The sequence below is a fragment of the Agrobacterium sp. B1(2019) genome, assembly GCF_008274755.1.
Lineage (GTDB): Bacteria > Pseudomonadota > Alphaproteobacteria > Rhizobiales > Rhizobiaceae > Agrobacterium > Agrobacterium salinitolerans.
Window position 1 is genome coordinate 602,126 of sequence record NZ_VTPB01000003.1, and the last position, 14,484, is coordinate 616,609.

Annotated in this window: 14 protein-coding genes and 1 pseudogene; 6 read left to right on the plus strand and 9 right to left on the minus strand. The window is 58.6% G+C overall.

The genetic code is table 11. The annotated features are described in order from the left end of the window. The first annotated feature begins 24 nt into the window (after positions 1 to 24). Complete coding sequence (locus AGR1_RS23075; RefSeq protein WP_077983157.1) at positions 25 to 1,137, plus strand: TRAP transporter substrate-binding protein; 1,113 nt, start codon at positions 25 to 27, stop codon at positions 1,135 to 1,137. Positions 1,138 to 1,199: 62 nt separating this feature from the next. Here AGR1_RS23075 and AGR1_RS23080 read toward each other — a convergent pair whose 3' ends face one another. The 3 genes from AGR1_RS23080 to AGR1_RS23090 form a co-directional block, all read right to left on the minus strand. Further along, positions 1,200 to 1,832, minus strand: coding sequence for a response regulator transcription factor (locus AGR1_RS23080; RefSeq protein WP_077983158.1), 633 nt, complete (start codon positions 1,830 to 1,832; stop codon positions 1,200 to 1,202). After that, on the minus strand, positions 1,829 to 3,226 hold the full coding sequence (locus tag AGR1_RS23085) for a cache domain-containing protein (protein WP_149148350.1): 1,398 nt from the start codon (positions 3,224 to 3,226) through the stop codon (positions 1,829 to 1,831). The genes AGR1_RS23080 and AGR1_RS23085 overlap by 4 nt, the downstream gene beginning before the upstream one ends. A 179-nt stretch (positions 3,227 to 3,405) precedes the next feature. Beyond that, entirely contained in the window at positions 3,406 to 4,689 is a 1,284-nt protein-coding gene (locus AGR1_RS23090) for a cystathionine gamma-synthase family protein (protein WP_080794080.1), read from the minus strand. Between the two features lie 123 nt (positions 4,690 to 4,812). Here AGR1_RS23090 and AGR1_RS23095 point away from each other — a divergent pair, with 123 nt between their 5' ends. After that, complete coding sequence (locus tag AGR1_RS23095) at positions 4,813 to 5,271, plus strand: Lrp/AsnC family transcriptional regulator (RefSeq protein ID WP_149148351.1); 459 nt, start codon at positions 4,813 to 4,815, stop codon at positions 5,269 to 5,271. 55 nt (positions 5,272 to 5,326) lie between these two features. Here the strand turns inward: AGR1_RS23095 and AGR1_RS23100 are convergent, their stop codons facing one another. Beyond that, on the minus strand, positions 5,327 to 7,015 hold the full coding sequence (locus AGR1_RS23100) for a dihydroxyacetone kinase family protein (RefSeq protein ID WP_149148352.1): 1,689 nt from the start codon (positions 7,013 to 7,015) through the stop codon (positions 5,327 to 5,329). Positions 7,016 to 7,251: 236 nt separating this feature from the next. On the opposite strand from AGR1_RS23100, the gene AGR1_RS23105 reads away from it, so the two are divergent. The 4 genes and pseudogenes from AGR1_RS23105 (at position 7,252) to AGR1_RS23115 (ending at position 9,205) form a co-directional block, all read left to right on the plus strand. Continuing rightward, complete coding sequence (locus AGR1_RS23105; RefSeq protein WP_149148521.1) at positions 7,252 to 7,614, plus strand: hypothetical protein; 363 nt, start codon at positions 7,252 to 7,254, stop codon at positions 7,612 to 7,614. Between the two features lie 76 nt (positions 7,615 to 7,690). Next, on the plus strand, positions 7,691 to 7,996 hold the full coding sequence (locus AGR1_RS23110) for a hypothetical protein (protein ID WP_149148353.1): 306 nt from the start codon (positions 7,691 to 7,693) through the stop codon (positions 7,994 to 7,996). Between the two features lie 48 nt (positions 7,997 to 8,044). Next, positions 8,045 to 8,208 (plus strand): annotated as a pseudogene (locus tag AGR1_RS30185) (sulfurtransferase); the annotation flags it as partial. A 184-nt stretch (positions 8,209 to 8,392) separates the two neighbouring features. Beyond that, the gene (locus tag AGR1_RS23115) at positions 8,393 to 9,205 is read left to right on the plus strand and encodes an alpha/beta hydrolase (protein WP_137411836.1); all 813 of its coding nucleotides are present in this window, start codon (positions 8,393 to 8,395) and stop codon (positions 9,203 to 9,205) included. Between the two features lie 80 nt (positions 9,206 to 9,285). Here AGR1_RS23115 and AGR1_RS23120 read toward each other — a convergent pair whose 3' ends face one another. The 5 genes from AGR1_RS23120 to AGR1_RS23140 form a co-directional block, all read right to left on the minus strand. Then, complete coding sequence (locus tag AGR1_RS23120; protein ID WP_149148354.1) at positions 9,286 to 10,659, minus strand: FAD-containing oxidoreductase; 1,374 nt, start codon at positions 10,657 to 10,659, stop codon at positions 9,286 to 9,288. Continuing rightward, the gene (locus tag AGR1_RS23125; RefSeq protein WP_149148355.1) at positions 10,656 to 11,018 is read right to left on the minus strand and encodes a hypothetical protein; all 363 of its coding nucleotides are present in this window, start codon (positions 11,016 to 11,018) and stop codon (positions 10,656 to 10,658) included. Before AGR1_RS23125 ends, AGR1_RS23120 begins: the two co-directional genes overlap by 4 nt. A 372-nt stretch (positions 11,019 to 11,390) precedes the next feature. Further along, on the minus strand, positions 11,391 to 13,088 hold the full coding sequence (locus AGR1_RS23130) for a glycoside hydrolase family 3 N-terminal domain-containing protein (RefSeq protein WP_246669702.1): 1,698 nt from the start codon (positions 13,086 to 13,088) through the stop codon (positions 11,391 to 11,393). A 57-nt stretch (positions 13,089 to 13,145) separates the two neighbouring features. After that, positions 13,146 to 13,889, minus strand: coding sequence for an alpha/beta hydrolase (locus AGR1_RS23135; protein WP_348640592.1), 744 nt, complete (start codon positions 13,887 to 13,889; stop codon positions 13,146 to 13,148). Between the two features lie 35 nt (positions 13,890 to 13,924). Beyond that, the gene (locus AGR1_RS23140) at positions 13,925 to 14,473 is read right to left on the minus strand and encodes a carboxymuconolactone decarboxylase family protein (RefSeq protein WP_149148357.1); all 549 of its coding nucleotides are present in this window, start codon (positions 14,471 to 14,473) and stop codon (positions 13,925 to 13,927) included. Between the last annotated feature and the right edge of the window lie 11 nt (positions 14,474 to 14,484).

Below are 14,484 nucleotides of genomic sequence, written 5' to 3' on the forward strand. Positions count from 1 at the left end.
ACATTCAATAGGAGGAGGTAATCTATGAAGGTCAACCCAGGTCGCAGACAACTCTTGTCGGGCGGCGTACTTGCAGGAGCGGCTGCGGCTGCTTCGGCACTTGCGACACCCGCCATAGCCCAGTCATTGCCAACTATTCGCTGGCGTCTCACGTCCGGCTTCCCGAACAATCTGGACACGATCTATGGCGGCGCCGTGGTCATGGCCAATGCATTGAAGGCCATTACGGGCGGCAAGTTCGAAATCCAGGTCTTCCAGGCTGGTGAAATCGTTCCAGGAGCCCAGGCCATCGACGCCGTAAAAGCCAATACCGTCGAGATTTCCCATACCTGCGGCTACTATTTCACGGGGAAAGATCCGACATTCGCCATCGGTTCGACCATCCCCTTCGGCCTGAACGCCCGCCAGCAGAACGCATGGCTCTACCATGGCGGCGGCAACGAGGCTTACAACGAATTTCTTTCCGACTACGGCGTCATCGGCATTCCCGGTGGAGCGACGGGTGCCCAGATGGGCGGCTGGTATCGCAAGGAGATCAAGAGCCTCGAGGATATCAAGGGCCTGAAGATGCGTATTGCCGGCGTCGCCGGACAGGTGCTCGCCAAACTTGGCGCGGTGCCGCAGCAGCTTCCGGGCGGCGACATCTATCCGGCGCTGGAACGGGGCACCATTGATGCCGCGGAGTGGGTCGGTCCCTATGACGACGAAAAGCTCGGCTTCTACCAGATCGCGCCATACTACTATTATCCCGCGTTCTGGGAGGGTGGACTGACGATCCACTTCTTCATCAACAAGGACCAGTATGCAGCACTGCCTGATGAATACAAGGCAGCGCTCGACACCGCCTGCAAGGCCGCCAACATCAACATGCAGGCGCTGTACGACGTCAAGAACAAGGATGCGATCCGCTCGCTGGTTTCCAAGGGCACGCAGCTTCGCCCGCTGCCCCGCGATGTGCTCGACGCCGCCTATAAGGCGACCTTCGAGCTTTATGACGAGTACACCCAGAAGCATCCCGCATGGGCCAAGATCTATCCGGGCTGGAAGAAGTTCCGCGACGAGAGCTTCGAATGGTTCCGCGTCGCCGAATATACCTATGACAGCTACGGCTATGCCATGCAGACGGCCGGTAAATAAGCCGACATGGACTCTACCGAGGCCTCGGATGGCGACATTCCGGGGCCTCTGGCCTTTGGCGGTTATTCTTTGATAAGCCCGTTATCGATCGCATAGCGAATGAGACCGGCAGTCGTCGCTATATCCAGTTTCCTTTTGATGTTCTTGCGATGGGTTTCCATCGTGCGCTCGGCAATGTCGAGCGCCAGCGCAGCGTCACGATTGCTCTTTCCGCGCGCGATCAGCAGCAGAACTTCCTGTTCGCGTGTCGTCAGCGCCTTCAGTCTGCCGGACGCCCCCTCCATTAGCACATCGCGAACGCCAGAGGAAAAATAGGTGCCGCCGGCAGCCACGGTTTCGATTGCGGCAACAATTTCTTCAGTCGCCACGTCCTTCAGAATGTAACCGGCCGCACCATACATGACCGATGTCGATATATATTCCCGGCTGTCATGCATCGACAGCATCAGCACCCGGGCGGAAAGCTGCTTTTCCTTGAACAGTTCCAGGGCATCGATGCCATTGATCTGCGGCATATTGATATCCATCAGCACCACATCGGGCCGCGTGGCGACAGCCGCATCGATACCGGCCATGGCGGACACCGCGGTTCCAACGACTTCGAGATGCTCGTAAGTCTCAAGGACAGCCCTCAACCCGTCCAGAACCAGAGGATGGTTATCGATCAACAACACACGGATCGGATGAACGGTCACTCGGCGGCCTCCTGTAAGCCGTCATTGCGATCCTTCATGGCGGTGATGGGCAGCACCGCCCGCAGAACGGTTCCCCTGGCGGTGCTTTCGACATCCAGCCTGCCGCCGAAATGGGTCATGCGTTCCTGCATGTTTCTCAAACCAAGCCCCTTGCTTGCCGGCATCCCGTTCTCCTTCCGAACGGCCGGAAATCCACGACCATTGTCGCTGACATCCATCTGGACCCGTTCATCGCGGCTGGAAAACCGGATGGCGACCTGCGTCGCACCGGCATGGCGCTCGATATTGGTCAGCGCCTCCTGTGCGACACGGTAAAGCGCAACCCGTGCCTCCGGGACAAGCATATGCTTGAAGGCCACGGATTCAAGCGTCGCCGCAATTCCCGTGCGTTCGGAAAAACTCGAGATCAGGGATTCCAGAGCTGCCGTCAGCCCCAGATCGTCGAGGACACGCGGGCGAAGATCGTGCGAGATGCGGCGGACTTCCTTGATCGCTTCGTTCAACGCAATGGCGCCTTTGCCGATTGCCTCGACAGCGCCGACATTATCCGGGGTGACCTTGCGCCGCGCGAGATCGATCGCGAAACGCACGCCGACGAGATTTTGGGAAATGCCGTCATGCAGTTCCCGGGCAATGCGCAGGCGCTCCTCCTCCTGCGTATCGATGATCCTTTGCATCAAGTCCTTGAGCCGGCCATCCGCCAGCCGCTGCTGGCGCAGATTGAGCAGCATGCAGGTGGCAAACACCAGCAATACGGCGGGAACCGCAAACAGGGCGACGATCAGGAAGTTCCAGGTGATCGAATGCCGCAACTCCTCCTTCGCCGCCGCCGTCGTCGCAAAAACGTCGTCGAGGTAAACGCCGGTACCGATCATCCAGCGCCATTTGTCGAGGCCGGCCGCAAAGGAAAGCTTGTCGGCCATTTTTTTGGTGGAGGGTTTTTCCCACTTGTACTGGACCAGCCCTCCCCCCTTTTTCGCCTCGACGATCAGATCGTAGATCACCCGGTTGCCATCGGGATCGTGGAGATCCAGCCAGTTGTTCCCCGGACGGAAATTCTGTCGTGGATGGACCACGTTCAGCCCGTCATAGTCATAGACGAAGAAATAGCCGTCAGTGCCGTAGTCGAGACCGGTCAGGATGCGCTTGACCTCTTCCTTCGCGGCCTCGTCATCCGGTCCTGCCCTGTCATAGACCGAGCGGATCGCCGAAAGGGCGAGATTGGTGAGGTTGAGGAGTTCAGCCTCCTTTGCAGCGAGCATGTTTCGTTCGAACGCATCGATGCTCGTGCGCGCCAGCGTCATAGACTGCCACGTGATCAATGCGGTAATGACGATAATCGCAAGAACAAGTGGCCCGATGGCCAATGCGAGAATCTGGCTCCTGAGTTTCATGCCCCCTCCCGACACATCCATCTTGTGCTCTTTACTTCACAAAACTTAATGCCGCAAATGAGAGACATTGGAAAGCGACCCGCGCGACGCGACCATGAGTGACCTATTCAGGCCTGTCCCTGAAGAGCGGCTTTCAATCAAGTCCGGGGAGCGCCCGGCAGTCGGCGCTCCCGTTTTCGTCAGGCCTGATCCAGGGCAAGGGTCAGGTCGGCGACAAGATCGTCGGGATGTTCGATGCCGATTGACAGCCGGATCGTGGAATCCAGCACACCGATGCGCTGGCGGATATCGGCAGGAACTCCCGAATGCGTCATCGTTGCGGGGTGAGATGCGAGAGACTCCGTGCCGCCGAGGCTTACCGCGAGTTTGAATATGTTGAGCGCATTGAGGAATTTGAAAGACGCGGCCTGCCCGCCGGCGATGTCGAACGAGAAGGTCGATCCCGCGCCGGAGCATTGAGCGGCAAACACCTTGCCAGCCGCAGATGCCGGATCGCTGAACGGAAGGTAATGGATTTTCTCGACCTTGGGATGCGCATTCAGGAATTCCGCCACGACCCTGGCGTTGCTGTCCGCCCGCTCCATCCGGATTTGCAGCGTCTCAAGGGAACGTCCGAGCATCCAGCACGAGTGCGGATCGAGTTGCGTGCCGATTGCTCCACGCAACGCCTTCACCTGCTTCATGACATTCTTCCGACCCAGCGCCGCCCCGGCAATGAGATCGGAATGCCCGCCGACATACTTCGTCAACGAATAAAGCGAGATGTCCGCGCCATGCTCGATGGGCCGCTGGAACACCGGGCCGAGGAGCGTATTGTCGCAAGCGATGATCGGCCTGTGCCCCTGCCTCTCGCTGATCGCGTCGGCGACCCGGCTCATCATCGCGACATCAACAACGCTGTTTGTCGGATTGGCCGGCGTCTCGATGAGGATGACGGAGACCCTGCCTTTCGCCATCGCCTCTTCTGCGGCAGCCATCACCGTAGTCTCGCTGACGCCATCGGCAAAACCCACTGCCGAGACGCCGAAATTATGGAAGGTCTTGGCCAGCAGCGTCTCCGTGCCGCCATAAAGCGGCTGGGAGTGGAGCACAGTATCACCGGGCCGGACGAAAGCGAAAAGCGTCGTCGAAATGGCGGACATGCCGGACGAAAAGAGCGCGCAGCTCTCCGTTCGCTCATAAACGGCAAGACGATCCTCGACAATCTCGCTGTTTGGATGGTTGAAGCGCGAATAGACGAGGCCCGCGCCCCTGCCTTCGGGCGGCTCCTTGCGGCCGGAGACGTAGTCGAAGAAGTCACGCCCGTCTTCCGCCGATTTGAAAACGAAGGTCGATGTCAGGAACACGGGAGGCTTTACGGCGCCCTCCGACAATTCCGGATCATAACCGTAATTCAGCATCTGGGTTTCAGGATGGAGGGCGTGGTTGCCGATGTGGGTTTTGGACGGATGCGGCGCGGTCATTTCCGATGATCCCTCAGCTGGTGTTAAACTACCTGCAGATTACATGCAGTGAAACCAAAATACCTTGCATTTTGAAGCGTACAGCGGTCTCATAAAGCAATATATTGCGGAGAATGGTCATTTATGTCGCAAAAAATTGCAGATCCGATCGACAGGCGGATACTCAGGGAATTGTCTGCCGATGCGCGGATCACGAACAACGAACTTGCCGAGCGGGTCGGACTGTCAGCATCGGCGTGCCTGCGGCGGCTTCGACGCCTGGAAGAGTTAGGCGCCATCAAAGGGTACTCCGCGATCATTGATCCGGCAATCGAGGGATGGACCATGACGGCCCTTGCGTCCGTCCGCCTCAGCCGCCAGCACGATGACGAAATCCGGATGTTCGAGACGGCCGTTCTTGACTGGAACGAGGTTCTCGAATGTCATCTGGTCACGGGTCCGAGGGACTACATGCTCAAGGTCATGTGCGGTGGGCTGGAGGACTACGAGCGTTTCATCAAGGACAAGATTGCAAAGCTGAAATGCGTCGAGACCATCGAGACCAGCTTCGTCATGAACACGATCAAGGCGCGGCGCATCTGAACGTCATGGCCACGGCGGCAATCCGCTTTCTCATCAAGCCTGCCGCCCATCGGCGCTAATCGTTCCCGATTGCTTCAAGCCAGATGCTGACGGCGACCGCTCCCGCATCGGGATGTCCCATAGCCCGCTCGCCAAGATAGCTCGCGCGCCCGAGCCGCGGCTTCATCGACGTCGTCGCCTCGGCGCCTGCGATACCTGCCGCCAAGGCGGATCGCCAGGCGTCGTCGGCCGACGCTCCGGCTACGAGCTTATCCCGGAACGTTGCTGCCGCTGGGTGAAGCGCATCTATCATCGTACGGTCTCCCGGCTTCGCACCACCGAGTTCAGAGACCGCAAGAACGGCCGCCTCGAACGCTTCCGCCATCTGTTGGGCCGTCGGCTTTTCGATCCCGGCAAGATGGCGCGAAGCGCGCATCAGGCCCGTGGCGTAAAAGGGGCCCGAGCTTCCGCCGATTGCCTTCCGCATCGCATTTGCCATTTCCATCAAGCCGCCGGATATATCTGCGAAGCTCTGCCGTGGCAGCGCCAGTATTGCTTCGGCGCCGCGCACCATGCTTGTTCCAAGGTCACCGTCGCCCGTAACACTGTCCAGTTGCGTCAGTCTGGGCTCCGCAGCGATCAGTGCACCGGCGACCCGCTCCGCGGCGGAACGCAGTCGTTCACCGGCGACCGTGACGCTGCTTTGCGCGCTCACGCTCGTCTTGACGCCTGCCGAAGGCAAGACGCGGTTGCGGTTCACCACACCGCCGCGCGGCCATGCACCGGCATCGGTTGGCGCATCCATGAGGTTGAGCATTGCGTCGTCCACGTGCATGACCGACAGGGAAAAGCCGGGCATATCGAGGGCGGAGAGGAAGGTGCCGGCCCATGCCCTTTCGACCACGACGCCCTTTGCCTCCAGACGTGTGACGGCGGATCGCGCCACGACCGCAAGCTCCATTGGCGGCGTCGATCCCAGTCCGTTGACCAGAAGCGCAACCCGGTCGCCGCTCTTCAGCCTGCCATCGGCTTTGATCGTTTCGAGCACCAGCTTCACGAGCTCGTCCGCCGGTGCGATGGGCATCCGCCGAACGCCCTGTTCTCCATGGATGCCGAGACCGACTTCGATTTCAGCGTCGCCAAGGACGAAGCCCGGCCTGCCAACGGCAGGGAGCGTGCAGGAGCCCAGCGATATTCCCATGGAAGATAAGTTTCCGGCAGCTTCCCGGGCGATGCGGGCCACCTCTTGAAGGGAAAGTCCCTGCTCCGCGGCCGCGCCAGCGAGCTTGTGAACAAGTACGGTACCTGCAATACCCCGGCGGCGATCGTCGGGAACTGTATCCTTCAACGCAACGTCATCGGCAACGACCACGATCTCAACCGGAATTCCTTCAGCCCGCGCCAGCTCGGCCGCCAATCCGAAGTTCAGTCGATCACCCGTATAGTTCTTGACGATAACCAGAGCGCCGGCGGGTCCGGCCGCAGCCCTGATGCCGGCAAGAACCGCATCGGTGCTCGGCGAAGTGAAGACATCGCCTGCCACCGCAACGGTCAGCATACCCGCGCCGACATAACCCGCATGAGCTGGTTCATGGCCACTGCCGCCGCCCGACAGGACCGCCACCCTGCGCTTTTCCGGGTCCGGAAGGCCAGAGCGGATGACGACATTCTCATCCGCAAGCAGGACCGTCGCGGGGCTGAGGGCCACCACGCCCTCAAGCATGTCCCGCACTACGGTGGCTGGATCGTTGATGAGCTTCTTCATGCCTTTACTCCTCGATGCAGTTCGTCGACTGGCGGGGACGCGGACGTGCCCTCCCGAAGGTGAACAAGCACGATCTCCCGGTCAATTTCAAGTTCCGGGCATTGGAACTCGTAACATCGATTGAGGGTATGCGAGGCAAGCACAGGTGCATATCCGCCATTGCCTCTCGCGGCGGAGACGCTATCATGATGGCGCTGTAGGACGGTAAGCTTTGGGAGGAGCGATACGTGAGACGGATGTGGCCAGACGAATTCACCTTTCTGCTGGACGGTGCAGAAGAAGTTGACCTACATATTCCATCGGCGGCGCATGACGATGGTTCGCCCGGGAAAACAATATCCAGAAAGGCCTTGAAAGCCCGTATCAGCCAACAGGATTTTGAGAATATCTGGCATCTCGCAGAGGCCCGCTACCGGCTGGGCGGCAGGTTGTCAGGCAACGCGATTACGCTGATCGCCAACAACCCCCATTACCAGAACTGGCACCCCGCCGACGGCGGCAGCATCGAAAGCGTCTCCGATAGCGGTCAGAAATACACGACACGCTATGTGATCGTGCACTTTCTTCTGGATGATGTCAGCGAAGCTGTCGAAGCCTGAAATCCGGAAAGGCGGCTCTTTTGTGCGGGCGCAGCCCGCAAGCCGTTGAGGGCCGAGCGTATTACGGGGGGAGACGATGGACAAGGCACACCCATGGCGACATATGGCGAGCGCGCCGAAAACCGGAGATCGGATCCTCATCACGATACGGTCGTCCGAACAAGGGCCGTCCCAGGTAGACCTCGCCTATTGGTCGAAGGGCGACCAGTACGGCTCAGAGGGCTGGCGCGCTTCAGACTCCTCGCCGGGGCGGATCATCGAATATTCGGAGTCGGAATTGAAGTGCTGGATGCCTATGCCTTCAGCCAATATCGATGGTCTTACGATGCCCGCTCCCTGGGAGGGCGAGGACGACCGGGAGCTTGATGGGTCTGGGATCTGAAAGTCCGGGTTCGATCAGTGCTTGCCCGAGCCAACGGAGGGACACGCTATGCCGTCATTTTTGGACATTGCGCACCCGACAAGCTGAACCGGATCATCGTTACGCCAAGCCTGCCGTGCCTCATCGATGTCCGTAACGACGAAGACTATGCCGCCGATCAACGGTTCATTCCAGCCTCAATCCGCCGCGACTATCGAACGGTTGCCGAATGGGGACATGGCGTCGCAGGCCCGTCGATCTGGCTCCGCCAAAATGGGCGATGGCGCCGGCGGCTCAAGCGGACTGATCCTTATCTTAAAAATTATGAACTGGTGATTTTGTTCTCTCAAACTGATGCTTTCCCAAATCAAGGCAAGGGCGTCGCGTCACTTGGTTCGAGAGAGGATAGGATTTTTCATGCTGGAACTCCCGAATACGTCAACAATCGAAGGCAATGCTGTTCGGTGGGGGAAGATCGGCAGCGGCCCGCCGCTGGTCGCCGTTCACGGCACACCCTTTTCTTCTCAGGTCTGGCGTAAGATCATCCCACATTTTGCCCATGATCGGACCATCTATTACTTTGACATGGTTGGCTATGGTCAGTCTGAAATGCGCGAAGGACAGGATGTTTCGCTCGGAATACAGAATAATGTTCTGGAGAACTTGTTTAAAGAATGGAATATTGAACGGCCCGAGATGCTGGCCCATGACTTTGGCGGGGCAACCGTCCTTCGTGCCTACTTTCTCAACGGGTTGCGCTATTCCGCCTTAACGATTTTCGATGCTGTCGCTTTTGCCCCATGGGGGTCCCCTTTTGTGCAGCATGTTCGTCAGCACGAAATGGCGTTTTCCGACATGCCAGCCTACATGCATCGTGCCGTGTTGCGCGCCTACCTACAATCCGCCGCGCGCAATCCATTGTCGGAAGAGGCGCTGAAAATATACAGCGCGCCTTGGACTGGTCCTGTCGGGCAGCCTGCATTTTACCGGCAAATCGCGCAAATGGACCAGCGTTTCACAGATGAAGTCGAAACTCTTTATACCCGAATGGACTGCCCGGTAAGCGTACTTTGGGGAAAGAATGACGAATGGATTCCACATCACATGGGCGAGCGTCTGGCGGCGTTGATTTCCGCTAAAGACTGTATTTCGCTACCCGAGACCGGCCACCTTGTTCAGGAAGATTGCCCGGAAGCAATTGTCGCCGCAGTCTTGAGGAGTTTCAGGTGACCGTAAAAGTACCGAACAAGGCCACTTTAACGGTATAATTTCGCAGAACAAAGGCCACCGAATAAGTCTTCAGCCCTCGGTCACATCGCTGAAATTGTTACCTTCAGGTCGTTAATCAGTGTCGGCACCAGTTCTCCGACAGTCGGATGGATAGGCACCGCCCAGCGGAGTTTTTCGGTCGTCGCCCCCAGGTTCATGGCTTCCAGCACCCCGTAGATCGCTTCGTCACCCCCGACCCCCAGAAAGGCGGCGCCGAGCACCCGGTCGGTGTCAGCGTCGGCGACGAGCTTCATGAGGCCGAGTATTTCACCTTTCTCGACGGCTCGACCGACACGGCTCATAGGTCGGGTCGAGACCTTGACCCGGTGGCCGGCCTCCTTCGCCTGACGCTCCGTCATGCCCACGCGCCCGAGAGGCGGATCAATGTAGACGCCATAACCGAGTATGCGATCGGACAATTTGCGATCGCCGCCGTCGAGGAGGTTCGCGGCGGCGATCTCGAAATCATTGTAGGAGGTATGCGTGAAGGCGCCTCGTCCGTTGCAATCGCCAAGCGCCCAGATACCTTCGACATTCGTCTGAAGTCGCTCATCCACCTGAATGAATCCATGACGATCAGTCTCTACGCCCGCGAGATCGAGGCCGAGATCGTCGGTATTCGGCTGGCGCCCGAGGGCGACCAATACATGGCTGCCCCGGACTTCGCCTTGATCGGACCGCACGACGACGTCTGAGCCGTCCATGGCGACTGACAACAGTTTCTGGCTGAGAAGAACGTTGACGCCGTCCCTGGTGAGGATATCCGCAATGGCTTCCGAGATATCTCTGTCCTCCCGGGGCGCAAGGTGCGGTCCGCGCTCGACGACAGTGACCGCCGCACCGAAGCGCCGATACATCTGGGCAAATTCCAGTCCGATATAACTGCCGCCGAGGACAACCAGGTGTCTTGGCAATTCAGCGAGTTCGATCATCGAAGTGCTTGTGAGATACGGCACGTCGGTCAACCCCTGCACATCGGGGATGTGTGGTCGCGCGCCCACGTTGATGAAAATCTGCGGCGCCGTGTAGCGTGTACCGTTCACATAAACGTCCTTCGCACCGGCGAATTGGGCCTGGCCATAAACCACATCCATCGTTTCGAGGCTATCGAACCAGGCCGCCAGGCCGCTTCTCGCATCGAGGGTCACCTTCCTGGCGCGGGCCGCCACGGCCGACATATCCATCGTCGGCTCACCAGGAATAGTGACCCCGAATTCGGATGCACGCCGCGCCATCTGGGCGGTCTTGGCACAGGCGACCAAGGCCTTGGTCGGCATGCACCCGGCGTTAACGCAGGTTCCGCCGAGATACTTCCGTTCGATCAGGACCACCTTGCGGCCCATCGCCGCCATACGAGCGGCGAGAAACGGCCCGGCCTGTCCGGCCCCGATGAAGATTGCGTCGTACTCTCTCATGACACGGCCACCACGACGAGAAGCGCGAACGCTATGATAACGGTGTCTTCGACCAGCGCCACGGGGAGCTCAAGCCCGAAACGTTTAGCGAGCCAGAAGCGACTGATCGCGCCGCCCAAGGTTTCGGTGATAGCGCCGATGACGCCCGTGAAATGCCTCGGAGCCACCATTCCTGCAGTTGCGGCGCTCATCGGGCGGGCGATAGAACCCGTCACGGCCCGGAGCAATCGAGTGAAGAAAGGAGTGTTCCGGAAGATATCGAACCACCCAAGATACCTGGCCCAGGCGATTGTGAAGGGAACGGTCCTGGTGGGCAGGTCGACGGCGATTCCTGAGGGAACTGGGAAAAGAACGAGCATTCAAGTTCCTCTGAAAGTTTAGTAAATCAAGAACCTGCCGCTGGCATGCTCGGCAGACGCATGGTGACAACCCCGCGGCGGCCAGCAACGTGCGAGGGCGTTATTTCAAGGGAAAGTGTGCCTCCATCCCGAATCCTCCACACTGTCTCAGTACTGGCTCAGTGGTCAGGCTCGTCAGGATACCACGTTCCATCCACGACGGCGATGGCAACATTTCGCGCGCTGCCGCCCAAAAGGGCGACATAATTTTATCAAAGCAGAGATATTTTTTTGCCCGCCTCCCTGCGCTTGATCAAACAGGCTTCCTTGGGCCTGACATTTCCAGTCAAGTCCCACCGCGTTGTTTCCGGCGTCTAGCCGCGATCACCTGATCTATAAGGGCGCTCCCGGCGCGACCCCGCAAGAAGGATCTACCGGGCTCTGACCGGAGAATGGAATTTTTCCGGTTAAAGCCGCAACGGTTGCGCGTTGTACCGGCAAAATCGGAGAATAACCGTTCACGAACGTTTCGCACTCCGGCATATGGTAAAGGAGAAACGGGGAACCGAGCGAAACATATATGGTCGGAAGATAGTCCCACAATCTTTCCATCGATGCGGGAAACGGCCCGTGCAAATCTGCCCACCGCGGACCAAGGTGTTCCCTGGCGGACATCCCTTCTTCAGCCAGAACATAGACGCCAACGTCATATCGCGTCGCTTCTATTTTCTCGCCAGGCCGCAGAATTGTCACATCAAACCCCGCCTCTCGAAGAAGCCGGTCAAACTGAAGTTGTGCGATCGGACCGGACGGGGTCGTTCGGTTTTCGAGCCATGACAAAAGAACACGTGGATGTTTTTCCGGCCTCAAAGGCAGAATTTTCCGAGTGTCCTTGACCAAGGTCACCGCAGCTCTTGCGACGTCGTCGGCCCAGGCAGCGTGTTGAGGCGATGCGAGCAAATTTTTCTTCCACCGCTCGTCTGGCAGGGCAAACCGATCAAGATGAAGCCCTAGCGATGCCTTTAAGGCAAGGACGCGCAGTACGGCTTCGTCGAGACGACAATAGCTGAGAATTCCCTCGTCCAGTCCCGCGATCAGGAAACGGAAGTCATCAGCAAGATTGGTCGGGAACAGGAGAACATCGCACCCCTCCTCGATACAGAGCGGAACGATCTTGCTCCGTTTTCCCTGCGACCCGAACCCCACCATGCCCGTCGCGTCGGAAACGATCAGTCCGTTGAATCCCAACTCTCCGCGCAGCAGCTTAATATTGAGATCGCGGTTGAGGGAAGCAGGTGCCGATCCTTGACAGGAGGCGCGCGCACCCAGTTCAGCGGCGTAGGCTGGTAAGCTAATGTGCCCCGCCATTATCGACTGAACGCCGTTGGCTATTGCGGCGCCGAATATCTGGCCGAAGCTTCTGCGCCAGCTGTCCATGTCCATGGTATTGTTTGTCTTGACGAAATGCTGGTCACGCTCATCGACGCCGTCACCGGGCCAGTGCTTCAGGCAGGTCCCCAATCCAGCTTCCCGCACACCCTCATGATAAGCACGCACATATCCGGTGACCGCCTCAACGTCATCCCCAAACGCGCGCGTGTTGACAACGCTGGAGCGGAAATTGAGCGCGAGGTCACCAACCGGGGTCCAACTGATGTTGAACCCCAGATATGAGCCCTCCCTGGCCGCAATCGTTCCCATCCGCTTTGCGTGAATAGTGTCTCCGGTCGCCCCCACCGCCATCTGGTTCGGGAATTCCGTACCCGCAGCGGGGCTACTTTTTTCCGAAAACTCGATGTCGCCTGCCATCAGGAGCGGCACCTTGGTCCGCGACTGGGCATATCGCGCACTGCCTCGCAATTCACCTTCATCGCGCCTTATCATGCGATGAAGGCCGCCGACGTGATGGGCAAGCACGCCATTGATCGCCTCATCGGAAAGGTCGCGGCACACCGGGAGCAGGATTTGTCCAACCTTTTCCTCAGTGCTCAATAAAGAAAAGGTTGTCTGAACCCAGGCAAGAGCCGCTGTATCGAGATAAAAAGGTTTCTCACGCAGCTTTCCCATGAGGGCTGTCATGTTGTCGACCATTCATGTCCCTGCTGTTTTTATGGCGCTCATCCGCCGTCAAGCGTCCCGAAATCGCAATCACGGAATGTTCGTCAGAATATCCGCTACCGCGTCGGGCCGGTCCACCATGGGGTCGTGGCCGCATCCTTCCATGACCACGGTTTGCCAGCTCGCGTCCTTCTCACAGCGCTGAAGGGCAGCGTCGAACAGCGGCTGCGGGAAAAGCGGCGTTCTCACGTAGATTTTCGTGGCCACGCGATCACGGGCGCCAGTCAGATGAAGTGCCTCCAGCGAAACACCGATCGGCTGTCGCGTGATCTTGGAATCGACCCAGGCAGCATTCGCTTTATCCTGAATTTTCAATGCGGCGGAGGTTGGTCCCGGGCGGGAAATTTCCCCATTCTTCTGCGCGGACAGAAACGCAGCTTTCTGCTGGTCGTTCAAGAAATCAAACCCGCGCTGGCCATCGTCAGGCAGGAACGCATCCAGATAGACAAGGCCGGTTACCCGCCCTTCAAGCTTCTCCATCGCACCGGAAACAACCCAGCCGGCATAAGAGTGCCCCACGAGAACGGCGTCGTGCAGATCTTCCCATTCAAATACATTCACCACATCGTTGATATGCGTGGAAAGGGTGATCGAACCACTGATCAGATGAGAGCGTTCGCCCAGTCCTGTCAGCGTGGGTGTGAACACGCGATGTCCGGCGGCAACAAGCAAAGCGGCCAAATCCCGCCAAACCCAGCCACCATGGCCAGCGCCGGCAACCAGAACGAAGGATCGGGGTGTTTTTTGCGTCATGACAATTTCCTGTAGCGTCATTGTTTGGGAAATATGAGGGATCGGATTATCCGGGCTTACTCCGGAAAATCAGGGGACACTCCCTCAGGAAGAGGCAGTTCGAATGTGTTGACCGTCATCGCAACGAGCGAATAATAGCCAACGATCCCCACCAGATCGACGAGACCATCGCTTCCGATGGCGTCAAGCACAGCCGCATAGGTTTCATCCGAAACCCTGCGCTGATTGTAGATTTCTACCGTAAAGCGATAAACTGCCCGGCCAGCCGCATCAGCGATCAGTGGTTCCTGCCCCACGCGGATAGCCTCGATCACATCAGGCTCCACCCCGGCCTTGAGGGCATCCGCCTTGTGAGCATACCAGGGTAGCTCCGCATTCCACAGGCGTACGAGTGCGAGGATCGCAATTTCAGACAGTCGTGGTGCGACCGAAGAACCATATCGACAATATTGCCCCATGTTCTGTGCAGCTTCGGCCAGGAGAGGCCTATGCAACCACAGGGCAAGTGGCCCCCTCACGCGGCCGCGGGGACCACCGGCGATAACGTCGTGAACCCTCTTCTGTTCAGGGTCAAGATTGTTCAGGTCAGGTGCAGCAAGGCGCATGCCCGTTTCCT